Raw genomic sequence first — 24,109 nt, 5'->3', positions numbered from 1 at the left:
CGCGCCTGACCGGGCTACGGCACGGGGCGCTCTGGACTTGGGCGCCCGATCTGGCGCAAGCAGGGCGAAACCCCGCGAGAGCCGGCGAACCGGCACCCCGGAAAAGGGGGCGGGGCAGGGACCAGTCGGGAAGGGGAGGGAATGAGCCATGGCCAATGCGCTGGCGGGCCGCCGCATCGTGATCACCGGGGCCGCTTCGGGCATCGGGGCGGCGACGGCGGAGCTGTTTTTCCAGGAAGGCGCGGCGCTGGCGCTGCTTGACCGGCCGGGCGCCGCGCTTGACGCGATGGCCGCGCGGCTGGGGGCGACCGCGCTGCCCGCCGACGTTGCCGACGAGGCCGCGGTGGATGCCGCCATGGCCACGGCCGAGGCGGCGCTGGGCGGCATCGATGGGCTGGTCAACGCGGCGGGCATCCTGCGCCAAGGCGGCATTGCCGGGCAAACCCTTGCCCAGTGGGACGAGGTGCTGGCGGTCAACCTCACCGGCACCATGCTGGTCTGCCGCGCGGCCTTGCCGGCCTTGCACCGGGCCGGGGGCGGGACCATCGTGAACTTCGCCTCGATCGCCGGGCTGAGGCCCATGGCCGACAATCTCGCCTATGCCGTCTCCAAGGCGGCGGTGATCCAGCTGACCAAGTGCATCGCCATGGAGCAGGGACCGGCCATCCGGGCCAATGCCCTGTGCCCCGGCCTGGTCGAGACCCCGATGACCGGCGTCCTGCCCGAGGCCGCGCTCGAACGGCTGGCGGCCTCGGCGATCCAGCACCGGCTGGGCAAGCCGGCGGAAATCGCCCAGGCCGTGCTCTACCTGACCTCGGCCCAATCGAGCTTCGTCCACGGGACCGCGATGGCGGTGGACGGCGGCTGGACCTATTACTGAAACCGACCGGACCCCGCAAAGTCCGGGGCCGGAACCGCAGCCAGGGAGAAACCATGCCGCTCGATCCGCCGGTGAACTTTTCGATCGACCTTGCCGGGCGCACCGCGCTGGTGACGGGGGCGGGTTCGGGCATCGGCCTGCGCTTTGCCCGGGTGCTGGCGGCCTGCGGGGCACGGGTGGCGCTGGCCGGGCGGCGGGCGGACCGGCTGGAAGCCCTGGCTGCCGAAATCCGCGCCGATGGCGGCACGGCGCTGGCCGTTGCGCTGGACGTTTCGCGCAGCGAGGCCATCGCGCCGGCGATTGACCGGATCGAGGCGGAACTGGGCCTGGTCGATATCCTGGTCAACAATGCCGGGCTGCCCGATGCCCACTATGCCACCAAACTTTCGCCCGAGAAGGTGGATGCGGTGATCGATACCAACCTGCGCGGGCCGTGGGTGCTTTCGTGCGAGGTGGCGCGGCGGCTGATGGCGGCCGGGGCGCCGGGCAAGATCGTCAACGTCTCCTCGATGGCGGCCTTCACCTACAGCGCGGCGCGCGGGGCGGCGCTCTATGCCACGACCAAGGGCGGGCTGGTGCGGATGACCGAGGTTCTGGCGCGCGAATGGGCCGGCTTCGGGATCAACGTCAACGCGCTGGCGCCCGGCGCGATCGCCTCGGAGATGATGGACGCGATGGTGGCCCAGGTGGGCGACGGCTTCCTCCAGTCCTATCCGCGCAAGCGGCTGGGCCAGCCGGAGGGGCTGGATTCCTCGCTGCTGTTCCTGGTCTCGCCGGCCTCCGACTATGTGACCGGCACCTGCATCAAGGCCGACGACGGGCAATCGCCGGCGTGAACGGGCCACCTTCCCGCTATGCCGGGGCGGCATGGCGGGCGGGGGCAAACGGCAATTGCGGCGCGGCGGCGGGCGCGCCACATTGGCGGCATGGAACAAGGCTGACCGGAGCGGGATGATGGCTGGCGGCGAAGCGCCGGAACTGCGGGACGTGCTGATCGTGGGCGCCGGCTTTGGCGGCATCCACGCGCTGGCGCGGCTGCGCGACGGGCTGGGGCTGGACGCCCTGCTGCTCGATGCCGGGGCCGGCCCGGGCGGCACCTGGTACTGGAACCGCTATCCCGGCGCGCGCTGCGACGTGGAGAGCCTGCAATATTCGTTCAGCTTCTCCGACGCGCTGCAGCAGGAGTTTGACTGGACCGAGCGCTTCGCCGCCCAGCCCGAGATCCTGCGCTATGCCGAATTCGTGGTCGACCGGCTCGACCTTGCCCGGTCGATGCGGTTCGATACCCGCGTGGCCTCGGCGGTGTGGGACGAGGACGCGGCGTGCTGGACCCTGACTGCCAGCGACGGGCGGGCCTGGCGGGCGCGCTGGGTGATCATGGCCACCGGGCCGCTGTTCGCCACCCACCTGCCCGATTTTCCGGGGCTGAAGGACTTTGCCGGCGAGGTCTATCACACCGGCGCCTGGCCGCACGAGCCGGTGAGCTTTGCCGGCAAGCGGGTGGCGGTGCTGGGCACCGGCTCCTCGGGCGTGCAGGTTTCGGCCGCGCTGGCGGGTGAGGCTGAGCAGCTCTACGTGCTCCAGCGCACGCCGGCCCATATCGTGCCGGCCGGCAACCGCCCGCTGGGGGCCGCCGAGCGGGCCGAGGTCAGGGCGCGGCATGGCGAATTGCGGGCGCAGTGGAATGCCCAGCCCGGCGCGGTGATGTATGCCTCGCTGCCGCCGGCCGAGCCGGTGCTGCCGGCCAATCCGGTCTCGGCGCTGGCGGTGACGCCGGAGGAGCGCAAGGCGGTGTTCGAGCGGGCCTGGGCCTATGGCGGCTATGCGCTGCACCGCGCCTTCACCGACCTGCTCACCGACGAGCGTTCATCCATGCTGGCGACCGAGTTCCTGCGCGGCAAGGTGGCCGAGATCGTGAAGGATCCCGCCACCGCCGAGGCGCTGGCGCCGCGCACGCTCTATGGCACCAAGCGCCTGATCCTGGCGACCGGCTTCTACGAGATGTTCAACCAGCCCAACGTGGCGCTGGTCGATCTCTATCGCCATCCGCTCAAGCGCTTTACCAAGGCCGGGTTCGAGACCGAGAACGGCCATTACGCGGTGGACGCGGTGGTCTTTGCCACCGGGTTCGACGCGCTGACCGGCTCGCTCACCCGGATCGACATCCGGGGCCGGGGAGGCCGGTCGCTCAAGGACGAATGGGCGCGGGGGCCGCATACCTACCTGGGCATGATGACCGCCGGCTTTCCCAACCTGTTCATGGTTGGCGGGCCGCAGAGCTGTTCGGCGCTGGCCAATGTCATCACCGCCAACGAGCAGCAGGTCGAATGGTTCGCCGAGTGCATCGCCGAGATGGAGCGGCGCGGGGTGACCACGATGGAGCCGGGCGAGGCGGCGCAGGCCGAGTGGGGCCGGCTGATCGACGAGCTGGCCGGGCCGAGCATGGTGGCCAAGGGCGACAACTGGTATCTGGGCGCCAATATCCCCGGCAAGGCGCGGGCGATCCTGCTGTTTGTCGGCGGGTTCCCGGCCTACAAGGCGCATTGCGACGCCGAGGCGGCGCGGGGCTACCGCAGCTTCGCCCTGGCCTGACCGGCCGATCCGATTCGACTGGTGCCGTGATGGCGCTGCCCTTTCGCGGGCGGCGTCCTTCGCATTTCCGCGCGGGTAGCGGATTTGGTAAATCATGCTTGTCAGTTCGTGCAAGTGCGTGTTACCAAATTGCCATGAGCGAGGCAGCCCGCCACACCCTGTCTGATTCGGCCCAGGTTGATTCGGCTCCAGGCGCCGAGCCGCGCCTTGTTGCCCAGGTGATGCTGGCGACCCATTCGGTGCTGCGCGGGGTGATGGAGCGGCTGGAGGCCGAGGGCACTTACGGCAAGCTCAGCCTCGCCCATGTCGACTACGTTTACCGGCTGGGGGAGGGGGGCTGTTCGCCCGGCCAGCTGGCCGAGGCGCTGGGCATTTCCAAGCAGGCGTGCAGCCGGGTGCTGCGTGAGCTGGACGAGGGGCGGCTGATCGAACGGCGGCCCAATCCGGCGGACAGCCGCTCCACCCTGCTCTCGCTGAGCGAGCGCGGCCGCGCCCTGATCCGCGACGGGCGCCGCGCCGCGCGCGGCGTGCTGGGCGAAGTGGAGGGCGCGGTGGGCGCGCTCCTGCTCGATGCCATGGCCGAGGCGCTGGCCGACCTGTGCCGCGCCCTGCCGGCCGTGGCCGGGCCGCTGCCCGAGGGCGGGCGCGATCGGCTGGTGCTGCTGGTGCCGCCGCTGGGCCGCTTCGCGCGGGACCGGATCGGCGCCGAGCTGGTCGCCGCCGGGTTCACCCCGATGGGCGACAGCGCCGGCCACGTGTTCGGCCTGATCGCCGGCGGGATCGGCCAGATCCGCGATCTGGCCGCGATCCTTGGCGTGACCCGCCAGGCCGTGGCGCTCGCCGCCGCCGAACTGGAGCGGCTGGGCCATATCGAGCGGCTGGCCGATCCCGACGATGCGCGCCAGCTGTTCCTGCGCCTGTCGCCGCAGGGCGAGGCGCTGGTTGCCGCCGGGCGGCGCAGCGAACTGGAAATCGAGGCCGAAATCCGCTCGGTGCTGGGCGAGGCGCGGTTCGCGCTCCTGAGCGAGGGGATGGCCGGCTGGTATGCCAGCGTGGCCGGGCGCTACGATCCCGCGCGGGTGCTGCGCCGCCGCATCCAGAGCCTTTCCGAGCAATTGCTCGCCGACCTTGGCCCCGCGGGCGCCCGGGTTCTTGCCCAACAACTCACGAACCTTGCGAGGACAAGACAGTGACCGACCTGACCATGTTGCTCACCCCGGAGGCGCTGAGCGTTTCCGGCATCTACCAGTGGAAGCTGGCCCTGCTGACCATGGTGATGACCGCGCTCATCCCGCTGGTGGGCGGGCGCCTGCTGCGGCTGGCGCCGGGCTTCCGCGACACCGCCCGGCTCAACCGCGAGGCCGCCGCCCAGCGCAAGGACCGCGCCAACTACATGGCCGTGAGCCACCGCAGCGGCGCCTGGGGCATCCTTGGCCTTGGGCTGATCTTCGTGCTGGCGGTGCCGCTGGTGGCCACCACCGGCACCCAATCGGGCTGGAAGATCGCGCTCGACGTGTTCATCGTGCTGATGGTCTACGATTTCTTCTACTACCTGGTGCACCGCTTCCTGTTTCATGATGGCGGCTTCGGCCCCGGGCCGCTGCTGTGGGTCCATGCCACCCATCACCAGCAGCACAATCCCTGCCGGATGGATTCCAGCTACCTCAACCCGATCGAGAACCTGATGGGGCAGGGGCTTTATGCCGCCGTGATCCTGGCGCTCGGCCTGGCGATGGGCGGGCTGGACGTGATCACGATCATCATCACCGCGGTGGCCTTCATCCAGATCAACCTGCACAACCATGACCGCCAGGACGTGGGCCACTGGCCCTATCGCTACCTGAAATATGCCACCGATATGCACCACGTGCATCACAAGCGGTTCGATTCCGGCAACTTCGCCACGATCAGCCTGTTCTACGACTGGCTGTTCGGCAGCCTCGACACCGGCCAGGGCTGGGGCAAGAACCGCCGCCCGGCCAAGCCGGCCAAGGCGGCCGGTGCGGGCAATGGTGCGAGCAAGGTTGCGGGCAAGGCCGCGGCGGCCGAGACGGCCGAGGCCTGATCCTTCATCCCGGCCCGGCGCGATGTGATCGCCGGGCCGATGGACCTTGCGGCGCGGCGGGGCTTGTCCCCGCCGCGCTTCTGCGCGACGGTTGGGCCAAAGGCACAAGTCCGCAGGGAGAGGGCCATATGTCAGGGGAAGCCGCGCCGCCGGTATTGCTGGAAATGCTCAGCGCCAACATCGCGCTGGTGACGCTCAACCGGCCCGAGAAGCGCAATGCGATCAATGTCGAGGCGGCCGACGCGATGGAGCGGATCGTCCGCGCGATCGAGGCCGACCGCGATGTGCGCGCGGTGATCCTGACCTCGTGCGACGAGCGGATGTTCTGCGCCGGGGCCGATCTGGCCGCGACCGCGAGCGGCACCGGCAAGGGGATCGAGACGCCATCGGGCGGCTTTGCCGGGCTGGTCTATGCGGCGCGGACCAAGCCCTGGATCGCGGCGGTGGAAGGCAAGGCGCTGGGCGGCGGCTTCGAGTTGTGCCTGGCCTGCGACCTGATCGTGGCTTCAAGCGCCGCGCTGTTCGGCCTGCCCGAGGTGAAGCAGGGGCTGATCGCGGCGGGCGGGGGCTTGCAGCGGATCGCCGGGATGATCCCGCGCAACGTGGCCAACGAGCTGGTGGTCACCGGCGCGCCGGTGGATGCGGGGTTCCTGGAGCGGTTCGGGCTGGTCAACCGCCTGGTCGCGCCGGGCGAAACGCTGGCGACCGCGCGCGGGCTGGCCGAGACGATCGCGGCCAACGGCCCGCTGGCGGTGCAGTTCTCGCTGGGGGTGATGCGTTCGCTCCAGGCTGCGAACGACGGGGCCGGACGGGTGCTCGTGGCCGAGCGGATGAGCGCGCTGCGAAATTCGGAGGATTTCCGCGAAGGCCCGCGCGCCTTCGTGGAAAAGCGCGCGCCGGTCTGGACCGGGCGCTAGGGGCCGTTTCGTTCAGCCTGGCGACCAAAGGCGGGATTCAATTTCGCGCGGAGGCGCGGCCCGCCTCAGCCTTCGGGCTTGAAGCAGAAGGCGCAGAGCTTGTTGCCATCGAGATCGCGGACATAGGCGAAGTAGGAGGTGGAGTTGCCGCCGCGCAGGCCCGGGGCGCCCTCGCAGGTGCCGCCCATTTCGAGCGCCGTGGCGTGGAAGGCATCGACCCCGGCGCGGCTGTCCATGGCGAAACCGGTCATCTGGCCATTGCCGAAGCTGGCCTCGCCGCCATCATGCGGGCGCAGCACGCCGAACATTCCGCCGGGGCCGCGATAGATCCGCCCGCCGCTGGGATGGTCGAAGGCCTTCTCGTAGCCGGCGGTGGCCAGCAGGGCGTCGTAGAAGGCACGGGCCTGTTCGATGCGGTTGGAGCCGACGGTGGCATAGCTGGGCATGGGGGCGGTCCTTTGCGGGAAGGAAGGGTCAGGCTTCGGCCGGGGCGGCCGCGCTGGCCTTGCCGCCGGGATGGCCGCCGGGCGCGGCGCCTGAAGCTGCGGCGGTGTAGATGAATTCGGGTTCCTCGAAGGTCACCGCCGGCAGGTCGACCAGATCGGCCTGGTAGTCCTGGGTGTGGCGCCAGCGCGGGGTATCGAGCCGCCTGGGCAGGTGGGGCAGGGCGCGCTGGAGATAGCCGGGGTTGAACACGTCGAGGTCCATCCAGTCCTTGCGGGGGAGGGCATCGTCTTCCGGGGTGGGGCGCACATCGACCCGGGCGGCGCCGAGCCGGTCCATCCGCTGGAGCAGGCGGCAGATGAAATCGCACAACAGGTCGACCCGCAAGGTCCACGAGCCGCGGAAGTAGCCCATCACCCAGGCGAGATTGGGCACGCCGGCGAACATGGTGCCGCGGTAGGAAATGGTCTGCGACCAGTCCACCGGCGCGCCATCGACGGTGAAGGGCACGCCGGGCATCACCGCCATGTCGAAGCCGGTGGCGGTGATCACCACGTCGGCGGGGAGGAACTGGCCGGACTGGAGCTGGATGCCATCGGGGGTGAAATGGTCGATCTGGTCGGTGACCACCGAGGCGCGGCCTTGCGCGAAGGCCTCCATCATGTCGGCATCGGGAATGAAGGCGATGCGCTGCTGCCAGGGCTTGTAGCGGGGCTGGAAATGGGCCTCGACGAGATCTTCGGGCAGATACTTGCGAACCCCGTCGATCAGGTCGCGGCGCAGGTTCTCGACATCGTTGAACGAGCGCTCGGCGAGCACGCGCGCGCCCTCCAGCCGCTCGGCCCGGAGCTGGTGGAACACCTCCATCTCGCTCAGCCCTTGCGCGAAGAGTTCGCGCGCGCGTTCGTCGGTGTTGCGGCCGATGGTGAAGAAGGTGGGCGACCGCTGGAGCAGGGTGATGTGGGCGCAGGTGTCGGCGATGCTGGGGATGAGGGTGGCGGCCGTGGCCCCCGAGCCGATGCAGACCACCCGCTTGCCGGCGAGATCCGCGTCTTCCGGCCAGGTCTGCGGGTGGATCACCTCGCCGGCGAAGCTGTCAAAACCCGGCCATTCGGGGGTGTGGCCGCGTTCGTGGCGATAGTAGCCCTGGCAGGACCACAGGAAATTGGCGACATAGGTTTCGGTGGTGCCCTCGGCCGTGTTGGCGACCGTGAGGGTCCAGGCGTTTTCCGCGCTCGACCAGGCGGCGGAGAGGACCTTGCGGCCATAGCGGAAGCGGTCGGCCACGCCGAATTCGTCGATCGTTTCGCCAAGGTAGCGCAGGATCTCGGCGCGGGTGGCGATCGGCTGGCCGGTCCACGGCTTGTAGCGGTAGCCGAAGGTGTAGAGATCGCTGTCGGAGCGGATGCCGGGATACTTGTGGACCAGCCAGGTGCCGCCGAAGCTTTCCAGCGCTTCGAGCACGACGAACGACTTGCCGGGACATTGCTGGCCGAGCTGGACCGCCGCGCCGATGCCCGAGATCCCCGCGCCGACAATGATCACGTCGGTGCGGTGCACTGGCTGGCTTGCTGTCATCATCCACTCCTGGGTGCCGGGCGGTCCCGGTCATCTGGGGATAGTGCGCCCGGGGCGGGGGGCATTGTCAAGGACTTGGCAGGGTCCGGGCGGTGGTCATCGTCGCGGCGCTGTGGGGGGATTTCCTGTCACCCGAGCCAGCGAACGGTTTCATCCAGCGGCGCGCGGCTGGTGACCGTGGCGTTGACCGGGGCGGCGGGATCGGCGTGGCCGATCGCCAGCGCGCAGAACAGCACGTGATCGTCGGGAATGCCGAGTTCGGCGCGGATCAGCCCGCCGTGCGACGACCATGCTTCCTGCGCGCAGCTATCGAGCCCCGCCTCCACCAGCAGCAGCATGATGGTTTGCAGCCACATCCCCAGATCCGACCATTGCGGCGGACCCATCAGCCGGGGGGTGTGGCAGAACAATAGGACCGGCGCGCCGAAGGCGGTGAAATTGCGCCGGACATGGGCGAGCCGGGCCGGGCGATCATCGCGCGTGATGCCCATGGTGCCATACATCTCCTCGGCGCAGAGCGAGCGGCGGGCGCGGTAGGGCTGGGGCAGGTCGGGCGGATAGACCGCATAGTCGGCAGAGGATTCGCCGCGGGCCATGGCCTCGGCCACCCGCGCGATCAGGGCGGTGAGCGGATCGCCGGCGACGACCACGCCGTGCCACGGCTGGACATTGCCGCCCGACGGCGCGCGGCGCGCGGCTTCGAGCACGCCGCGCAGCACCGCGCCATCGACCGGGGTATCGAGGAAAGCCCGGATCGAGCGGCGCCTGGCCACGGCTTCGCTGACGTTCATTCGCAAGTCCCCTTCCGTCCGCGCCCGGGCGGCCAGGCACTTGCCCTGCCGCGATCCGGGTGCAATCATCCACCCAATTGAAGCGTCGCTCCAGCGGCGCCAGGTGGAGAGGATCATGACCGACAATCGCCCGGCGGGGCAAGCGGGGCGTGTGGCGGCGCGGCCCGAACCGTGGCTGGCGGTGGTGGTGCTGATGCTGGTCGGCCTGCTCAACTACCTTGATCGCATCCTCCCCGGAATGCTGGCCGAGCCGATCCGCCGCGATCTGGCGCTGTCCGACACGGCGCTGGGGCTGATCAACGGCGCGGGGTTCCTGCTGGTCTATGCCGTGGCCGGGATCCCGGTTTCGCGCCTGGCCGACCGGGGGCGCTATACCGCGGTGATCGCTGGCTCGCTGGCGCTGTGGAGCGCGATGACCGCGCTGGGATCGGTGGCGCGTTCGGGCCTCGCCTTCGGGGCGACGCGGCTGGGCGTGGCCGTGGGCGAGGCGGGCTGCACGCCCAGTTCGCAGGCCTTCGTTTCGCGCCACTTCGCGCCCGAGCGGCGGGGCCGGGCGCTTTCGCTGGTGGCGCTGGGATCACCGATCGGGCTGCTGGCGGGGATGATGGGCGGGGGCTACCTGGCCGGCGCCTTCGGCTGGCGTCTGACCTGCCTGATGATGGGCGCGGCGGGGCTGGTCTTCGCGCCGGTGGTGGCGCTGGTGCTGCGCGCCGCCGGGCCGGGGAGCGTGACCGATCCTGAGGACGGGGCGGCAGCGCGGGCGGTTCCGGGGCACTGGTACGATCTGTTCCGCACCCGCACCGGGGTGCTGCTGGTGCTGGCCGGATCGTTCATCGCCATCGGCGGCTATTCCTCCAACGCCTTTACCGCCGCCTTCCTGATGCGGGTCCACGGCATGACCATCGCCGATGCGGGCATTCGCCTCGGCATCGGCACCGGGGTGTTCGGGGTGAGCGCGATCGTCCTGACCGGCTGGCTGGCCGACCGGCTTTCGGCCGCCGGCGATCCGCGCTGGATCATCCGGGTGGCTGCCGGGATCACCGGGCTGACCGTTCCGGCCTGGCTGGCGGGCTACACGGTGGCCGACACCAACCTCGCGGTCGCCTGCCTGGCCGTGGGCGCGGGGGGGATGAACTGCTACGTGCCGCTGACCGTGCTGGCGCTCTACCGGCTGGTGGAACCGGAAGTGCGCGCGCGCACTTCGGCCACGCTCCTGTTCTGCACCGCGGTGCTGGGCGGGCTGGGGCCGCTGGTGATTGGCCTGATCAGCGATAGCCTGGCCGCCCGCCACGCAGAGCAGGCGCTGGGCATCGCCATGCTGGTGGTGCCCGCGGTCTTTACGCTGTCGACCCTGTGCTATCTCGCCGCCGGGCGGACCTTCGCGGGCGACCTCCAGCGCCGGGGCGAGCCGGATGGGCTGGCCGCCGTTCCGGACTTCGCCTGATGGCGGTGGCGGCGGCGGGCCATGATCGACACGGGAATTGCGCGAACATGACGGAAGGAACAGAGGCATGATGTTCAAGGGTGGCCGTATCGTCGACACGCTGATCGGGTTCCGCGAGGTGGACCCGCACCCGAAGATGCCGGGGCTGCGGCCGGAGTACAAGGAAGGGGTTCACCCCCATGCCTATATGTTCAACGACATCCCCGAGGAGCTGGCGCCCGACGCGGACCCGGCGATCTCGATCGACGAGACCCTTCGCAAGATGGACCAGTTCGGGATCGAATGGGGCGTGGTCAGCATGACCGCGCGGGCGACGCCGGAAGCCCTGCGCCGCCATCCCGACCGCTTCATCGGCACCCTGGGGGTGGACGGCAACAACGGCATGGACGCGGTCCGCGCGATCGTGGCGGCCCACGAGGAACACGGCATTCGCGGGGTGACGATCTTCCCCGCCGGTTCCTTCCCGCCGATCGCGATCAACCACAAGCTGTGGTATCCGATCTATGCCAAGTGCGTGGAGCTGGACCTGCCGGTGTTCATCGCCGTGGGCGTGCCGGGGCCGCGCCTGAAGATGATGCCGCAATATGTCGGCTGGCTTGACGAGGTGTGCTTCGATTTTCCCGAGCTGAAGATCATCATGCGCCACGGCGGGGAACCCTGGGCGGACCTGGCGGTGAAGCTGATGCTCAAGTGGCCCAACCTTTATTATTCGACCTCGGGCTTCGCGCCGAAGTATATCCCGCAGGAAATCATCGATTATGCCAACAGCCGGGGCGCGGGCAAGGTGCTCCACGCCGGCTATTTCCCCTTCGGCATCGAGCTGGAGCGGACCTTCGCCGAGCTGGAGAAGGTGCCGTTCAAGGATGCGGTCTGGCCGCAATACCTGGGGGGCACGGCCCGCAAGCTGTTCAAGCTGCCCGAATGAGCGGGACGGGCCTGGCCATCGGCTCGCTGTTCGACGTGAGCGGGCGCAGGGTGCTGGTGACCGGCGGAACGGCCGGGCTGGGGCTGATGATCGCGCGGGCCTTCGTGGTGAACGGGGCGCGGGTGTTCATCACCGGCCGCGATCCCGCGCGGCTGGCCGAGGCCGGGGCGGAGCTGGCCGCGCTGGGGGACTGCACCGCCATCCCCGCGCGGCTTGGCCCGGTGGCCGGGGCCGAGGCGCTGGCCAGGGACCTGGCCGAGCGGACCGACCGGCTTGACGTGCTGGTCAACAATGCCGGGATGGGCTGGGTGGCGCCCTTCGAGGAATTTCCCGAGGCCGGCTGGGACAAGGTGTTCGACCTCAATCTCAAGACGCCGTTCTTCCTGGTGCAGCAGCTCTTGCCCCTGCTCAAGGCGGCGGCGCGCGAGGACCGGTGGGCGCGGGTGATCAACCTCTCCTCGGTCAGCGCGCGATCGACCGGCCCGGCGACGCTGGTTTACGGCGCATCCAAGGCAGCGGTGGAGCAGATGACGCGGGGCATGGCCAAGGTGCTGGCGCCGCACCGGGTGCTGGTCAACGCCATCGCCCCGGGCTTCTTCCCCTCGCGCGCCAACGACCGCCTGCCCGATGGCGCGGCGCAGGCGTGGATGGCCGGGGCGGCGGTGGGCCGGCTGGGCACGGCCGAGGATATCGGCGGGCTGGCGATCTTCCTCGCCAGCCGGGCCGGCGCCTTCGTGGACGGGCAGGTGATCGATATCGAGGGCGGGCGGCTGGGTGGCTGACAAGTCGCGCGGTTGACAAGCCGCGCGCGGACACGGAACAAGGCGGCCATGCTGCATCTCGACGGCGAAGACATCACTCCCATCAACGCGCTGATCGTGAGCATCTTTCGCGTTGGCGGCAGCCTGCTTGAAGCGGGCGCGCGGCTGGTGGCCGATATCGGCATCACCCCGGCCTGGTGGCAGGTGCTGGGCGCGCTCAGCCTTTCGCCGGTGCCGCTGACCGTGCCGCAGATTGCCCGCCACATCGGCCTCGCGCGGCAATCGGTGCAGCGCATCGTCGACCTGCTGGAAACCAGGGGGCTTGTCCGGCTGGAGCCGAACCCGCACCATCGCCGGGCCAGGCTGGTGATGCTGAGCGAGGCGGGGATCGAGGTCTACCGCCAGGCCAACGTGCGCCAGGCGCCCTGGGCCGAGCAGCTCGAGGCCGGGCTGACCCGTGACCGGGTGGCCGAGGCGGTGGACGTGCTGGCGCGGCTGGAACTCCTGCTGGCCGACCAGAAGATCGCGGTGTCGGCCAAGGCGCCGGGGCGGCGGACCGGCAAGAGCCGGGAGCCTGCCGAAAGCGCCTGACCGGGCGCCGCAAGGCCCGGGACAGGGCGCGGGGAACAAGGGGAGAGTGAGGTGGCACGGGACGTTTCGCAAGCCGACTGGCCGGCCATGTCGCTGGCCGAGGCCTTTGCCCGGCTGACCGGGCCGGGCAGCCGCTTCGAGATTGGCGAGGAGGAGATCCGCGGGCGCCGCACCCGGGTGTGGCGCCGCATCCCGCGCAACCTGGCCGAGCTGTTCGAAGGCTCGCGCCGGTTCGGCCCGCGCGAATTCCTGGTCTACGAGGATGACCGGGTGACCTACGAGGCCTTCCGCCGGGCTTCGATCCACCTTGCGGAAAGGCTGATCGCCGATGGCGCGGGCAAGGGCGACCGGGTGGCCTTGATCATGCGGAACCTGCCGGAATGGCCGGTGGCCTTCTATGGCTCGGTGATCATGGGCGCGATCAACGTGCCGCTCAACGGCTGGTGGACCGGGCCGGAGCTGGAGTTTGGCCTGGCCGATTCGGGCGCGCGGATCGCCATTGTCGACGAGGAGCGGCTGGCGCGCATCCTGCCGCATCTCGATGCCTGCCCGGCGCTGGAAAGGATCTACGTGGCCCGGCCGTCCGGTCCGCTGCCGGATGATCCGCGAATCGCCTCGCTCGATGCCGTGCTGGGCGCGCCGGAACGCTGGGGCGACCTGCCCGACGCGCCCTTGCCGGCGGTGGCCATCGCGCCCGATGACGATGCGGCGATTCTTTATACCTCGGGCACCACCGGCAAGCCCAAGGGCGCGATCGCCTCGCACCGCAACATCTGCTGCACCGTGGCGGCGGCGGCCTTGCCGGGCATGGTCAACCTGCTGCGCTGCGGCCAGCCGGTGCCGAGCGACGAGGCGGCGGCGGCCATGGCCATGACCGGGCCGCAGCGGGTCAACCTGCTGGCCGTGCCGCTGTTCCATGCCACCGGGCTGACCGGCCAGCTGGTGCTGGGGCTGAACGCCGGGGCCAGGGTGGTGCTGATGCGGCGCTGGGACGTGGACCAGGCGGTGGCGCTGATCGAGGCCGAGCAGGTGACCGCGACCGGCGGGGTGCCGACCATCGCCTGGCAACTGGTGGAACGGGCCGAGCGGGGCGGGGCGGACCTTTCGAGCCTGACCGGGCTGACCTTCGGCGGCGCTCCGGCCTCGCCCGAGCTGGTCCGCCGGATCGCGGCGAATTTCCCCCGGGCGGTGCCCGGCAGCGGCTGGGGCATGACCGAGACCTGCGCCGCCTTCGCCATGGCCGTGGGCCGCGACTATTCCGGCCATCCCGAGAGCGCGGGCTATTGTTCGCCGGTCTGCGATCTCCAGATCCGCGATCCCGAGGACGGCACCACGGTCCTGCCGGTGGGCGCCACGGGCGAGATCTGGGCGCGCGGGCCGCAGGTGGTGCGCGGCTACTGGAACCGGCCCGAGGCCACGGCGGAAACCTTTGTCGATGGCTGGCTGCGGACCGGCGACATCGGCCGGCTCGACGCGGAGGGCTATCTCGCGATCGTCGACCGGGCCAAGGATATGCTGATCCGGGGCGGCGAGAACATCTATTGCCTGGAAGTGGAGCACGCGCTCCACGAACACCCCGACGTGCTCGATGCCGCCGTGGTGGGCCGGCCCCACCCGACCCTGGGCGAGGAGCCGGTGGCCGTGGTCCACCTGCGGCCCGGCGGCAGGGTGAGCGCCGCCGAACTGCGCGAGGCGGTGGGCCACCGGCTGGCCGCCTTCAAGGTGCCGGTGGAGATCCGCTTCTGGCCCGAACTGCTGCCGCGCAACGCCAACGGCAAGGTGCTGAAGGCCGAACTTCGCAAGCTGTTCGTGCCGGCCGGGGGTGCCTGACCATGACCCGGGTGCTGGCCGGCGTGAAGGTGGTGGAACTGGCCGAATACATCTTCGCGCCGGCGGCCGGGGCGATCCTTGCCGAATGGGGCGCCGAGGTGATCAAGGTGGAGCACCCGCTGCGCGGCGATGCGATCCGCGGGCTGGCGCGGCTGGGCGGGCTGGCGATCAGCGATGCCCGCAACCCGGTGATCGAGCACACCAACCGCGGCAAGCGCAGCGTGGGGATCGACTATGCGACGCCGGAAGGCCTCGCGCTGGTTCACGAGCTGGTGCGCCGCGCCGACGTGGTGCTGACCTCCTACCGCCCGTCGCTGCGCGCCAGGCTGAAGATCGAGGTGGACGACCTGCGCGCGATCAACCCCCAGGTGATCTATGCCCGGGCCAGCGCCCATGGCGACAAGGGGCCGGAGCGCGACGTGGGCGGGTTTGACGTGACCGCCTTCTGGTCGCGCGGGGGGATCGGCCATTCGCTCACCCCCGAGGGGTTCGACGCGCCGATGGGGCAGGGGGTCCAGGCGATCGGCGATTCGATCGGGGCGATGAACCTGGCCGGCGGGATCGCCGCCGCGCTGTTTCACCGCGCCCAGACCGGCGAGCCGACCGAGGTCGACGTGTCGCTGATGAGCACGGCCTGGTGGGCCGGCGGGGTCTCGGTCAATATCGCCTCGCTGGCGGACAAGGTGCTGCGGCCCCGGATGCCGGCCTGGGGCAATGCGCCGAACAATCCGCTCATCGGCAATTTCCGCACCAGCGATGGCAAGGCGATCAACCTGTTCACCATGGCGCCGGGGCCGCACCGCGAGAGCCTGTTCAAGGTGATGGGGCTGGACGATATGCTGGCCGACCCGCGCTTCGCCACGACCGAGGCACTGATCGCAAACTGGCAGGCGGCGGGCGAGCGGATCGCGGCGGCCTTTGCCGCGCGGCCCTTTGCCTACTGGCGCGAGCAGTTGCGCGGCTATTCGGGGCAATGGGCGCCGGTCCAGAGCTTCCTCGATCTGCTCGGCGACGAACAGGCGCTGGCCAACGGGATGCTGGCCGAGGTCGAGGCGAGCGACGGGGGCGAGCCGATGCGGATCGTGCGCGGCCCGGTGAGCTTTGGCGGCGAGGCGCCGCCGGGCAGCCGCGCGCCCGAGGCTTCGGAGCAGACCGAGGAGGTGCTGCTGGAACTGGGGCTGGACTGGGACCGGCTGGAGGCGCTCAAGGCCGCCGGGGTGATCGCCTGAGCGCGGCTGGAGCGGGATGAGATGGCAGCGCTGGTCTCCCCTCCCCATTGGGGAGGGGCTGGGGGTGGGGATGCCGCGCTGGCGGGGAACCCCCATCCCAACCCTTCCCCACCGGGGAAGGGCATTGCGCTTCAACGCCAAGTCATCCTGCTCTGGCTCGGGTTGGGTGGCAATCGTCTAGCGATTTGTGCGCCGGATTGGCCGGTTTGCCGGTTTCGGAACTTGACGCTGGGGCCAAGCGGAGCAAGAGCGAAGGCAAGGATAGAGGTGCCCAAGATGTCCAAGCTTGCCGAACTCGTGAACCAGATCTTCTCGCTCGATCCCGCCGCGCCCGCCGCCGAGCTGGATGGGCAATGGTGGTCATGGGGCGATCTGGCCGCGATCGGCCAGGCGCTGGAGCGGCAATTGGCCGCCAATGGCCTGGGCAAGGATGCCCGCGTGGCCGGGATGCTCAAGAACCGCCCGGAGATGGCCGGGGCGCTGGTTCACGTGCTGGCCTCGGGCCGCTGCCTCGTCACGCTCAACCCCTCGCTTCCCGATGACCGGCTGTGCGAGGATATCCGCACGCTGAAGCCGGGCGCGATCTTCGGCCTCGAATCGGACTGGGCGCGCGCCGGCGTGATCGAGGCCGCGCGGGAAACCGGCTGCCTGGGCCTGGTGCTGACCACCGACCGCGCCGATCCGGTGCGCGTGGTTGACGGGCTGGGCAAGGCCGACCTTGGCAAGCTGCGTCCTTTCGCGGAAAACGACGTGGCGGTGGAAATGCTCACCAGCGGCACCACCGGCACCCCCAAGCGCATCCCGCTCCAGCGCCGCTCGATCGAGCAATCGGTGCTGGGCGCGGCGGTCTATGACGGGCGCAAGCAGGGCGAGCCGCCCAGGCTGCGTGACCAGGTGGTGCTGGTCAACGCGCCCTTCACCCACATCGCCGGGATCTTCGGGCTGATGAATGCGATCATGGCCGGCCGCAAGGTGGCCGTGCTGCCGCGCTTCACGGTGGAAGGCTGGGTGGGCGCGGTGGAGCGCCACGGGCTGAAGGTGGCGAGCGCGCCGCCGGCCGCGCTGCGGATGATCCTTGATGCCAATGTGGCGAAGGAGCGCCTCGCCAGCCTTTCGGCCTTCCGCACCGGCACGGCCCCGCTTGATCCCGATCTCGCCGATGCCTTTTATGAGCGCTATGGCATTCCGGTGCTGCAGAACTACAGCGCCACCGAATTCGCCGGGGCCGGCGCGGGCTGGACCCTTTCCGATTACAAGGCGCACTATCCGGCCAAGCGCGGCTCGGTGGGCCGGATCAACCCGGGGCTTGAGGCGCGCACGGTCGACGTCGAAACGCTGGCGCCGCTGGCGCGCGGCGAGCAAGGCCTGCTCGAACTGCGCGCGCCGCACCTGGGCAATGGCGACTGGATGCGGACCACCGATCTTGCCGTGATCGACGCGGACGATTTCCTCTACATCAAGGGCCGGGCCGACAATGCGATCATCCGCGGCGGGTTCAAGGTGTTTCCCGAGGACGTGGTCAAGGCCATGCAGGACCATCCGGCGATCCGCGAGGCCGCGGTGATCGGCCTGCCCGACGAGCGGCTGGGCCAGGTGCCGGCGGCGGCCTACCTGATCAAGGCCGGGGCGACCGCGCCTTCGGACGGCGAACTGCGCGAATTCCTGAAGAAAGGCCTGCTTGCCTATCAGGTGCCGACCTATATCTTCCTGTTCGACGAATTGCCGCGCACGCCCTCGATGAAGGTGGCGCAGCCCGCGCTCAAGGCGGCGCTGGCGGAGCGGATCGCGCAGGCGAGCGTTTCGGCGGGGTAGGTCCCGCCAGCCCAGCCACAAGGAGAGGCGCCATGGCCACACTTGCCGCACCCGCCGACCGGAGCACCATGGCCCCGGGGGAATGGGAGCTGCGGGTGGACCTTGCCGCCGCCTACCGGCTGGTGGCGCTTCACGGCTGGGACGATCTCATCTTCACCCACCTTTCGGCCCGCGTGCCCGGGCCGGAGCACCATTTCCTGCTCAACCCCTACGAGATGATGTTCGAGGAGATCACCGCCTCGGCGCTGGTCAAGGTGGACATGGCGGGGCGCCCGGTTCACCCCACCGACCACAAGGTGAACCCGGCCGGTTTCGTGGTGCACAGCGCCGTGCACATGGCGCGCGCCGACAGCGTGGCGGTGATGCACCTCCACACGCCGCACGGGCAGGCCGTTTCCGCGATGAAATGCGGGCTGCTGCCCAACACCCAGACCGCGATGATGGTGGTCCACGACCTGGCCTATCACGACTACGAGGGCATCGCGCTCGACCTGGACGAGCGCGAGCGGATGGTGGCCGATCTGGGCGCGCGCAACGCGATGATCCTGCGAAACCACGGCACCCTGGCGCTGGGCGCCACGGTGGGCCAGTGCTTCCAGCGGATGTATTATCTGGAACGCGCCTGCCAGATGCAGGTGCTGATGCTGGCCGGCGGGCGCGACAATGTGCTCGATCCGCACCAGGGGGTGGCGGACAAGGTGGCCGGGCAATCGAACCTTGCCATCATGAATATGCTGGCCGAGCGCCTGTCGTGGCCGGCGCTGCTCCGCAAGCTCGACCGGATCGACCCCTCGTTCCGCGACTGAAAAGGACGAACCGGCCATGCCCGAGCTGCGCTTCGACGGGGCGGTGATCGCGATCACCGGGGCGGGGCGCGGGATGGGCCAGGCCTATGCCCGGCTGCTGGGTGCACGCGGCGCGCGGGTGATCGCCAACGACATTGCCGGGGCGGCCGAAACCGTGGCGCTGGTGGCGGCGGCGGGCGGATCGGCGGTGGAAGACCGGGGCGACATGGCCGATCCGGCGGCGACCGAGGCGCTGGTGGCCGGCGCGCTGGAGCGCTGGGGCCGGCTGGACGCGGTGGTGTGCAATGCCGGGGTCTACGGCGATTCGCTGCCCGACGCGGAAGAAACCGCGCGCCTGCTGGGGGTTCACCTGGTGGCCACGCTCAACCTCGTGCGTTCGGCCCTGCCGGTGTTCCGGGCGCAGGGCCATGGCCGGATCGTCAACGTGGGGTCAGGCTCGATGTTCGGGCTGCCGGGCACGGCGGTCTATGCCGCGGGCAAGGGCGGGGTCTTTGCCTTCACCCGCGCCATCGCGGCCGACCTGCGCCGCGATCCGGCCTGCGACATCAAGGCCAACCTGATCCTGCCGGCGGCCTTTCCGCCGGGGCGGCTGGTGGTGCCCGATGCCCAGTTGCAGCGGGGGATCGAGGCCTTCACGCCCGAGAACATCGCCCCGCTGGTGGCCTTGCTGGCCCACCCGCTGTGCCCGGCCCAGGGCGAGGCGATCCAGGTGGGCGGCGGGCGCCATGCGCGGATCGTGCTTGCCACCAGCGAGGGCTGGCAGGCGCCCGGCGACGAGACCAGCCCCGAGGCGATCCTGGCCCACTGGGACGAGGTGATGGCCGGCGCGGACCTGCGCGAGCCGGCCGGGAGCCTGGCCGACCTGATGGTGCGCCGGGGGCTGCCGGACTATTCGGTGATGGAACTGGCGGAATGGACCCGCACCGGGCGCGATCCGCGCGCGCGCCGGCTTGCGGGCGATTGAGGGCGGGGCGTTCCGGCGCGGCGCCTGGCTATTGCGGCGCCACCACATCCACGATGAGCTTGCCGACCGCGCGGCGTTCGTCGAGCGCGGCGAGGGCTTGGGGGGCCAGGGCGAAGGGGAAGTGCGCGCCGATCGGCGGGGCGATCCGGCCCTCCTGCCACATGGCGAACAATTGCGCCATTTCCGCCCGGCTCTGCGCGCGGTTCCGCATGGTCCAGGCGCCCCAGAACACGCCGACCACGTTGCAGGCCTTGAGCAGGACGAGGTTGAGCGGCAGGTGGGCGATGCCGGCGGTGAAGCCGATGACGAGGTAGCGCCCTTCCCAGCCGATGGCGCGCAGGGCCGGTTCGACATAGTCGCCCCCCACCGGATCGTAGACCACGGCGTAGCCATCGGGGGCGGCGGCCTTGAACTGGTCGGCCAAGGCGCGCGAGGCGGCCTTGTCGAGCGGGCCGGTGGGATAGACGATCGCCGCATCGGCCCCGGCGGCGCGGGCGGCCTCGGCCTTGGCCTGGCTCGATACGGCGGCGACCACGCGCGCGCCCAGCGCCTTGCCGACCTGGACCGCGCTCAGCCCGGTGCCGCCGGCCGCGCCGAGCACCAGCAGGCTGTCGCCCGCCTGCAGGCGGCCGCGATCGACGAGGGCGTGGATCGTGGTGCCGTAGACCATGATCAGCGCGGCGGCCACGGCATAGGGCATTTCCGCAGGGATCGGGAAGGCGCGCCATTCGTCCATCACGGCGCGCTCGGCCAGCGCGCCGGTGGGGACCAGCCCGGCCACCCGATCACCCACCGCGAAGCCGGTGACGCCTTCGCCCACCGCCTCGACCACGCCGGCGGCATCGGTGCCGGGGGTGAAGGGGCGGGGCGGCTTGTGCTGGTAGCGATCGGCGATGATCAGGGTATCGGGGAAGTTGAGCGAGGCGGCATGGATGCGGACCAGCAATTGCCCCGGCCCGGCGACGGGATCGGCAACCTCTTCAAGATGCAGCGATTCCGGTCCGCCCGCTTCCCTTGACAGCCATGCCTTCACGTTCGTCTCCCGGTTCGCGCGATTTGGCACAGGATGCGACGGCCCGGCGGCGGGCGCAAGGTGGCGCGCCGGTTTGACCGGCACCATGCTGGCCGGTAGCCTGCGCGGTGAAGCCAGACAGGGGGGGAGAGCGCCATGGCGCTGACCGACGAAACCGCAGTTCCCGACTATGCCAGCCTGCTGCGGCTGGATGGGCGCGGCGTGGTGGTGCTGGGGGCCGGGCAGGGGATCGGGCGCCAGGCGGCCCATGCCTGCGCCGCGCTGGGCGCGCGGGTGGCCTGCATCGATGCCGCGCCGGACCGGGCCGAGAGCGTGGCGGCGGAAGTGGGGGGCGTGGCTTTCGCCGCCGACGTGACCGACCGGGCGGCGGTGGACCGGGTGCTGGGCGAAGCCGCCGCCGCGCTGGGGCGGATGGACGCGATGATCGATATCATCGGGATGCCGAAGTACATTCCGATCCTGGACCTGACCGACGAGGACTGGGACTTCCAGTTCGACCTCTCGCTGCGCCAGGCCTTCTATGCGATGCGCGCGGCGGGGCGGATCATGCGGGCCAGCGGGGGCGGGGCGATGGCATTCGTCTCATCGATCTCGGGCACGACCGGGGCGCCGCGCCATGCGCCCTATGGCGCGGCCAAGGCCGGGCTTGATTCGCTGGTCCGTTCGGCCGGGAACGAGCTGGCCCGCCACGGCATCCGGGTCAACGCGGCGGCGCCCGGGCTGACCTGGACCCCGCGCATTTCGGCCTCGCTCGATGCCGAGGCGCTGGCCCCGGCGCTCAAATCGATCCCGCTGCGCCGTCCCGGGCAACCGGCCGACATTGCCGGCACCCTGCTGTTCCTGATTTCCGATCTTTCCGCTTACATTACCGGCCAAACCATCATAGTCGACGGCGGCGCGACGACGGGATTCCCGATCGCTTTGGGTGCAGGGCCGGGGGTGAAGAGACCCGCCGGGTAGACGGGGACGAGCAATGGCGGCAAAATCGCTGGCCGGAAAGACACTGTTCATCACGGGCGCGAGCCGCGGCATTGGCCTCGCCATTGCCCTGCGCGCCGCGCGCGACGGCGCCAACGTGGCCATCGCCGCCAAGACCGCCGAGCCGCATCCCAAGCTGCCCGGCACGATCTTCACCGCTGCCGAGGAGATCGAGCGGCTGGGCGGCAAGGCGCTGCCGCTGCTGGTCGACGTGCGCGACGAGGCGGCGGTGAGCGATGCCGTGGCGCAGACCGCCGCGCGGTTCGGCGGGATCGACGTGTGCGTCAACAATGCCTCGGCGCTCAATGTGCAGGGCACGCTCGACATCACGATGAAGGCCTTCGACCTGATGCAGCAGGTCAACGAACGCGCGACCTTCATGACCTCGAAATACTGCCTGCCCTGGCTGCTCAAGAGCGCCAATCCCCACGTGCTGGCGATCGCGCCCAAGCCGGTGATGGACCCGGCCTGGTATGGCGAGCACATCGCCTATTCGCTGGCCAAGCTGGGCATGAGCCTGACCATGATGGGCCTGGCCCACGAGTTCCGCGAACAGGGGGTGGCCGCCAATTGCCTGTGGCCGCGCACGATCATCGGCACGGCCGCGATCGAGTTCGGCAGCGGGCTGAAGGGCACCGACGATGGCGCCAGGCGCCTGCGCCATGCGCGCCGGCCCGAGATCATGGCCGATGCCGCCCATGCCATCCTGACTTCGCCTTCGCGCGAGCTGACCGGCCAGTTCCTGCTCGACGACGACGTGCTGGCCCGCGCCGGGGTGACCGACTTTTCCGCCTACCAGATCGACCCGAGCGTGCCGGCCCAGATCGACAGCTTCATCTGGGACGATGCCCCGCCGCTGCCCGCCGGCGTGCGGCTGGTGGGCCGCGAGCCGGGCGCGCTCGACGCTTTCGACTGAGTTTGGCTGATCCCGCCCATGTGAACGGGATCAGACACTCAGACCTCGATTTCCAGGAAGCTGGCCTTGGGGGCGCCGCACAGCGGGCATTCCCAATCATCGGGCAGGTCTTCCCAGCGGGTGCCGGGGGGCAGGTCTTCCTGGTGGTCGCCGTCTTCCTCGGCGTAGATGTAGCCGCAATCGGCGCATTGCCAGGTGCGGTAGGGCGGATGGGCGGCAGGCTCGCTCATGGTCAGGTCATCCGGTAGCGGATGGGGACCGACTTGGGGCCGCAGACGAAGTTCGCCTCGGTCCGCCGGGGGGTTCCGGCCAGTTCGACGCTTTCGAGGCGGGGGAGCAGTTCTTCCCAGAAGATCCTGAGTTCCAGCCGGGCGAGGTGCTGGCCCAGGCACACGTGGGGGCCGAAGCCATAGCCGATGTGGCGGGTCTTGCGTTCGATGTCGAAGGTGAAGGGGTTCTCGAACACCGCCTCGTCGCGGTTGCCCGAATGGTAGCACAGCATCAGCCAATCGCCCTTGGCGATGGCCTGGCCGTTGTATTCGACATCCTGCGCCGCGGTTCGCATGAAGTGCTTCACCGGGGTGGTCCAGCGCACGATCTCCTCGACGAAGGCGGGGATCAGCGAGGGATCGGCCTTGAGCCGGGCGAACTGGCCGGGGTTTTCGCACAAGGCCCACATTCCGCCCGAGGTGGCGTTGGAGGTGGTATCGTGGCCGGCGGCGGCGGCGACCACATAGTAGCCCATGGCCTCGATCTTGGGCAGCGGCGCGCCATGGACCGTGCCGTTGGCGATGACCGAGGAGAGATCGTCGGTGGGATGGGCGCGGCGGGCCTCGGTGACCTTGCCGAAATAGGCGATGAATTCGAGCACGGTCTCGTTGCCGCGCTTGACCTGCATATCTTCTTCCGGCGTGCCCGAGCGGCTGAATTCCGGGTCGTTGTTGCCGAACAGTTCCTGGGTGAGCTTGAGCATCCGCGGCTCGTCTTCCGCCGGGACGCCGAGGATCTCCATGATCACCCGCAGCGGATAGAGGAAGGCGACATCGCGGGCAAAGTCGCACTCGCCGCCGCGCGCGGCCATGCCATCGATGAAGCCGCGGGCGATCTCGCGGATGCGCCCCTCCAGCTTCCGCAGGTTCTGCGGCACGAACCAGCCCTGGGTAAGGGCGCGGTAGGCGGCATGGTCGGGATCGTCCATCTGGGTGATCGGGCGGACCAGGGTGCCCTTGGCCATGATGTCGGCCTCGGTCGGGGCATTGACCACCAGGGTCGGGCGGACGCCGGCCAGGAACTGGTCGGAGCGGCGCTCGATCTCGCGGATATCGGCATGGCGGGTGACCGCCCAGAACGGATTGTAGCCCGGCGTCTCGATCCGGGCGAGCGGGGCATGGGCGCGCAGCCAGGCGAAGGCTTCATCGAGCGGGCCGTTTTCGGCATAGGCCTTGGGATCGACGATTGCCCGGGCAACGCTGGCGGGAATCTGCATGGGCTCTCTCCGGCGGGTGTTTTCCCCTTCGTCCGAGCCTAGAGGCATATTACTTTACGTTCAACAA

The 24,109-nt window shown here is 70.1% G+C and carries 23 protein-coding genes; 17 read left to right on the top strand and 6 right to left on the bottom strand.

Translation table 11 applies throughout. From position 1 onward, the window contains the following. The first annotated feature begins 148 nt into the window (after window positions 1–148). From ACFOD9_RS00570 to ACFOD9_RS00545, 6 genes are all read left to right on the top strand, one after another. Complete coding sequence (locus ACFOD9_RS00570) at window positions 149–880, top strand: SDR family NAD(P)-dependent oxidoreductase (RefSeq protein ID WP_379508132.1); 732 nt, start codon at window positions 149–151, stop codon at window positions 878–880. A 53-nt stretch (window positions 881–933) separates the two neighbouring features. Next, window positions 934–1,716 carry an SDR family NAD(P)-dependent oxidoreductase gene (locus ACFOD9_RS00565; protein WP_379508131.1) on the top strand — a complete coding sequence of 261 codons (783 nt, stop codon included), beginning with the start codon at window positions 934–936 and terminating at the stop codon, window positions 1,714–1,716. Between the two features lie 118 nt (window positions 1,717–1,834). Then, entirely contained in the window at window positions 1,835–3,472 is a 1,638-nt protein-coding gene (locus ACFOD9_RS00560; protein ID WP_379508130.1) for a flavin-containing monooxygenase, read from the top strand. A 134-nt stretch (window positions 3,473–3,606) separates the two neighbouring features. Beyond that, window positions 3,607–4,665 carry a MarR family transcriptional regulator gene (locus ACFOD9_RS00555; protein ID WP_379508129.1) on the top strand — a complete coding sequence of 353 codons (1,059 nt, stop codon included), beginning with the start codon at window positions 3,607–3,609 and terminating at the stop codon, window positions 4,663–4,665. Next, window positions 4,662–5,537 carry a sterol desaturase family protein gene (locus ACFOD9_RS00550; protein ID WP_379508128.1) on the top strand — a complete coding sequence of 292 codons (876 nt, stop codon included), beginning with the start codon at window positions 4,662–4,664 and terminating at the stop codon, window positions 5,535–5,537. Before ACFOD9_RS00555 ends, ACFOD9_RS00550 begins: the two co-directional genes overlap by 4 nt. 128 nt (window positions 5,538–5,665) lie before the next feature. Continuing rightward, a complete protein-coding gene (locus ACFOD9_RS00545) occupies window positions 5,666–6,454 on the top strand; it encodes an enoyl-CoA hydratase-related protein (RefSeq protein ID WP_379508127.1) in 789 nt (262 codons plus the stop codon). 65 nt (window positions 6,455–6,519) lie between these two features. Here ACFOD9_RS00545 and ACFOD9_RS00540 read toward each other — a convergent pair whose 3' ends face one another. From ACFOD9_RS00540 to ACFOD9_RS00530, 3 genes are all read right to left on the bottom strand, one after another. Continuing rightward, window positions 6,520–6,900 carry a VOC family protein gene (locus ACFOD9_RS00540; RefSeq protein ID WP_379508126.1) on the bottom strand — a complete coding sequence of 127 codons (381 nt, stop codon included), beginning with the start codon at window positions 6,898–6,900 and terminating at the stop codon, window positions 6,520–6,522. A 28-nt stretch (window positions 6,901–6,928) separates the two neighbouring features. Next, complete coding sequence (locus ACFOD9_RS00535) at window positions 6,929–8,476, bottom strand: flavin-containing monooxygenase (protein WP_379508125.1); 1,548 nt, start codon at window positions 8,474–8,476, stop codon at window positions 6,929–6,931. A gap of 128 nt (window positions 8,477–8,604) precedes the next feature. After that, window positions 8,605–9,267 carry a nitroreductase gene (locus tag ACFOD9_RS00530; RefSeq protein WP_379508124.1) on the bottom strand — a complete coding sequence of 221 codons (663 nt, stop codon included), beginning with the start codon at window positions 9,265–9,267 and terminating at the stop codon, window positions 8,605–8,607. Between the two features lie 115 nt (window positions 9,268–9,382). Here ACFOD9_RS00530 and ACFOD9_RS00525 point away from each other — a divergent pair, with 115 nt between their 5' ends. The 9 genes from ACFOD9_RS00525 to ACFOD9_RS00485 all read left to right on the top strand — a co-directional run bounded on the left by ACFOD9_RS00525 (window position 9,383) and on the right by ACFOD9_RS00485 (window position 19,629). Continuing rightward, window positions 9,383–10,711 (top strand): MFS transporter, encoded by a 1,329-nt coding sequence (locus ACFOD9_RS00525; protein ID WP_379508123.1) that lies wholly within the window; start codon window positions 9,383–9,385, stop codon window positions 10,709–10,711. 67 nt (window positions 10,712–10,778) lie between these two features. After that, window positions 10,779–11,636 (top strand): amidohydrolase family protein, encoded by an 858-nt coding sequence (locus ACFOD9_RS00520; protein WP_379508122.1) that lies wholly within the window; start codon window positions 10,779–10,781, stop codon window positions 11,634–11,636. Beyond that, entirely contained in the window at window positions 11,633–12,418 is a 786-nt protein-coding gene (locus ACFOD9_RS00515) for an SDR family oxidoreductase (protein WP_379508121.1), read from the top strand. The genes ACFOD9_RS00520 and ACFOD9_RS00515 overlap by 4 nt, the downstream gene beginning before the upstream one ends. A gap of 48 nt (window positions 12,419–12,466) precedes the next feature. Then, window positions 12,467–12,988, top strand: coding sequence for a MarR family winged helix-turn-helix transcriptional regulator (locus tag ACFOD9_RS00510; protein WP_379508120.1), 522 nt, complete (start codon window positions 12,467–12,469; stop codon window positions 12,986–12,988). A gap of 51 nt (window positions 12,989–13,039) precedes the next feature. Beyond that, window positions 13,040–14,818: a class I adenylate-forming enzyme family protein gene (locus tag ACFOD9_RS00505; RefSeq protein WP_379508119.1), complete on the top strand. Its 1,779-nt coding sequence runs from the start codon at window positions 13,040–13,042 to the stop codon at window positions 14,816–14,818. Between the two features lie 2 nt (window positions 14,819–14,820). Continuing rightward, the gene (locus ACFOD9_RS00500; protein WP_379508118.1) at window positions 14,821–16,047 is read left to right on the top strand and encodes a CaiB/BaiF CoA transferase family protein; all 1,227 of its coding nucleotides are present in this window, start codon (window positions 14,821–14,823) and stop codon (window positions 16,045–16,047) included. Window positions 16,048–16,323: 276 nt separating this feature from the next. Beyond that, on the top strand, window positions 16,324–17,859 hold the full coding sequence (locus tag ACFOD9_RS00495) for a class I adenylate-forming enzyme family protein (protein WP_379508117.1): 1,536 nt from the start codon (window positions 16,324–16,326) through the stop codon (window positions 17,857–17,859). A 32-nt stretch (window positions 17,860–17,891) separates the two neighbouring features. Next, window positions 17,892–18,665 carry a class II aldolase/adducin family protein gene (locus tag ACFOD9_RS00490; protein ID WP_379508116.1) on the top strand — a complete coding sequence of 258 codons (774 nt, stop codon included), beginning with the start codon at window positions 17,892–17,894 and terminating at the stop codon, window positions 18,663–18,665. 16 nt (window positions 18,666–18,681) lie between these two features. Beyond that, window positions 18,682–19,629 carry an SDR family NAD(P)-dependent oxidoreductase gene (locus tag ACFOD9_RS00485; protein ID WP_379508115.1) on the top strand — a complete coding sequence of 316 codons (948 nt, stop codon included), beginning with the start codon at window positions 18,682–18,684 and terminating at the stop codon, window positions 19,627–19,629. A gap of 28 nt (window positions 19,630–19,657) precedes the next feature. Here the strand turns inward: ACFOD9_RS00485 and ACFOD9_RS00480 are convergent, their stop codons facing one another. Continuing rightward, entirely contained in the window at window positions 19,658–20,662 is a 1,005-nt protein-coding gene (locus ACFOD9_RS00480) for an NADPH:quinone oxidoreductase family protein (RefSeq protein WP_379508114.1), read from the bottom strand. A 135-nt stretch (window positions 20,663–20,797) separates the two neighbouring features. On the opposite strand from ACFOD9_RS00480, the gene ACFOD9_RS00475 reads away from it, so the two are divergent. Continuing rightward, window positions 20,798–21,622, top strand: coding sequence for an SDR family NAD(P)-dependent oxidoreductase (locus ACFOD9_RS00475; RefSeq protein ID WP_379508113.1), 825 nt, complete (start codon window positions 20,798–20,800; stop codon window positions 21,620–21,622). Window positions 21,623–21,635: 13 nt separating this feature from the next. Next, window positions 21,636–22,556: an SDR family oxidoreductase gene (locus ACFOD9_RS00470; RefSeq protein ID WP_379508112.1), complete on the top strand. Its 921-nt coding sequence runs from the start codon at window positions 21,636–21,638 to the stop codon at window positions 22,554–22,556. A 38-nt stretch (window positions 22,557–22,594) separates the two neighbouring features. On the opposite strand, the gene ACFOD9_RS00465 is transcribed toward ACFOD9_RS00470, so the two are convergent. Both ACFOD9_RS00465 and ACFOD9_RS00460 read right to left on the bottom strand, forming a co-directional pair. After that, window positions 22,595–22,786, bottom strand: a complete 192-nt coding sequence (locus ACFOD9_RS00465; RefSeq protein WP_379508111.1) for a rubredoxin — start codon at window positions 22,784–22,786, stop codon at window positions 22,595–22,597. Between the two features lie 2 nt (window positions 22,787–22,788). Continuing rightward, the gene (locus ACFOD9_RS00460; RefSeq protein ID WP_379508110.1) at window positions 22,789–24,042 is read right to left on the bottom strand and encodes a cytochrome P450; all 1,254 of its coding nucleotides are present in this window, start codon (window positions 24,040–24,042) and stop codon (window positions 22,789–22,791) included. Between the last annotated feature and the right edge of the window lie 67 nt (window positions 24,043–24,109).

The sequence above is a fragment of the Novosphingobium bradum genome (assembly GCF_042646485.1).
Taxonomy (GTDB): domain Bacteria; phylum Pseudomonadota; class Alphaproteobacteria; order Sphingomonadales; family Sphingomonadaceae; genus Novosphingobium; species Novosphingobium bradum.
Note: the sequence above shows the minus strand (reverse complement) of the source record. Positions and strands in the feature narration are given on the sequence as shown.

Bases quoted from the DNA above. Each gene is read 5' to 3' on its own strand.
- ACFOD9_RS00485 (WP_379508115.1), top strand. From the start codon at position 18,682: ATGCCCGAGCTGCGCTTCGACGGGGCGGTGATCGCGATCACCGGGGCG.
- ACFOD9_RS00570 (WP_379508132.1), top strand. From the start codon at position 149: ATGGCCAATGCGCTGGCGGGCCGCCGCATCGTGATCACCGGGGCCGCT.
- ACFOD9_RS00495 (WP_379508117.1), top strand. From the start codon at position 16,324: ATGTCCAAGCTTGCCGAACTCGTGAACCAGATCTTCTCGCTCGATCCC.
- ACFOD9_RS00470 (WP_379508112.1), top strand. From the start codon at position 21,636: ATGGCGGCAAAATCGCTGGCCGGAAAGACACTGTTCATCACGGGCGCG.
- ACFOD9_RS00515 (WP_379508121.1), top strand. From the start codon at position 11,633: ATGAGCGGGACGGGCCTGGCCATCGGCTCGCTGTTCGACGTGAGCGGG.
- ACFOD9_RS00565 (WP_379508131.1), top strand. From the start codon at position 934: ATGCCGCTCGATCCGCCGGTGAACTTTTCGATCGACCTTGCCGGGCGC.
- ACFOD9_RS00475 (WP_379508113.1), top strand. From the start codon at position 20,798: ATGGCGCTGACCGACGAAACCGCAGTTCCCGACTATGCCAGCCTGCTG.
- ACFOD9_RS00540 (WP_379508126.1), bottom strand. From the start codon at position 6,900: ATGCCCAGCTATGCCACCGTCGGCTCCAACCGCATCGAACAGGCCCGT.
- ACFOD9_RS00535 (WP_379508125.1), bottom strand. From the start codon at position 8,476: ATGACAGCAAGCCAGCCAGTGCACCGCACCGACGTGATCATTGTCGGC.
- ACFOD9_RS00555 (WP_379508129.1), top strand. From the start codon at position 3,607: ATGAGCGAGGCAGCCCGCCACACCCTGTCTGATTCGGCCCAGGTTGAT.
- ACFOD9_RS00490 (WP_379508116.1), top strand. From the start codon at position 17,892: ATGGCCACACTTGCCGCACCCGCCGACCGGAGCACCATGGCCCCGGGG.
- ACFOD9_RS00545 (WP_379508127.1), top strand. From the start codon at position 5,666: ATGTCAGGGGAAGCCGCGCCGCCGGTATTGCTGGAAATGCTCAGCGCC.
- ACFOD9_RS00500 (WP_379508118.1), top strand. From the start codon at position 14,821: ATGACCCGGGTGCTGGCCGGCGTGAAGGTGGTGGAACTGGCCGAATAC.
- ACFOD9_RS00560 (WP_379508130.1), top strand. From the start codon at position 1,835: ATGGCTGGCGGCGAAGCGCCGGAACTGCGGGACGTGCTGATCGTGGGC.
- ACFOD9_RS00520 (WP_379508122.1), top strand. From the start codon at position 10,779: ATGATGTTCAAGGGTGGCCGTATCGTCGACACGCTGATCGGGTTCCGC.
- ACFOD9_RS00460 (WP_379508110.1), bottom strand. From the start codon at position 24,042: ATGCAGATTCCCGCCAGCGTTGCCCGGGCAATCGTCGATCCCAAGGCC.
- ACFOD9_RS00510 (WP_379508120.1), top strand. From the start codon at position 12,467: ATGCTGCATCTCGACGGCGAAGACATCACTCCCATCAACGCGCTGATC.
- ACFOD9_RS00525 (WP_379508123.1), top strand. From the start codon at position 9,383: ATGACCGACAATCGCCCGGCGGGGCAAGCGGGGCGTGTGGCGGCGCGG.
- ACFOD9_RS00530 (WP_379508124.1), bottom strand. From the start codon at position 9,267: ATGAACGTCAGCGAAGCCGTGGCCAGGCGCCGCTCGATCCGGGCTTTC.
- ACFOD9_RS00465 (WP_379508111.1), bottom strand. From the start codon at position 22,786: ATGAGCGAGCCTGCCGCCCATCCGCCCTACCGCACCTGGCAATGCGCC.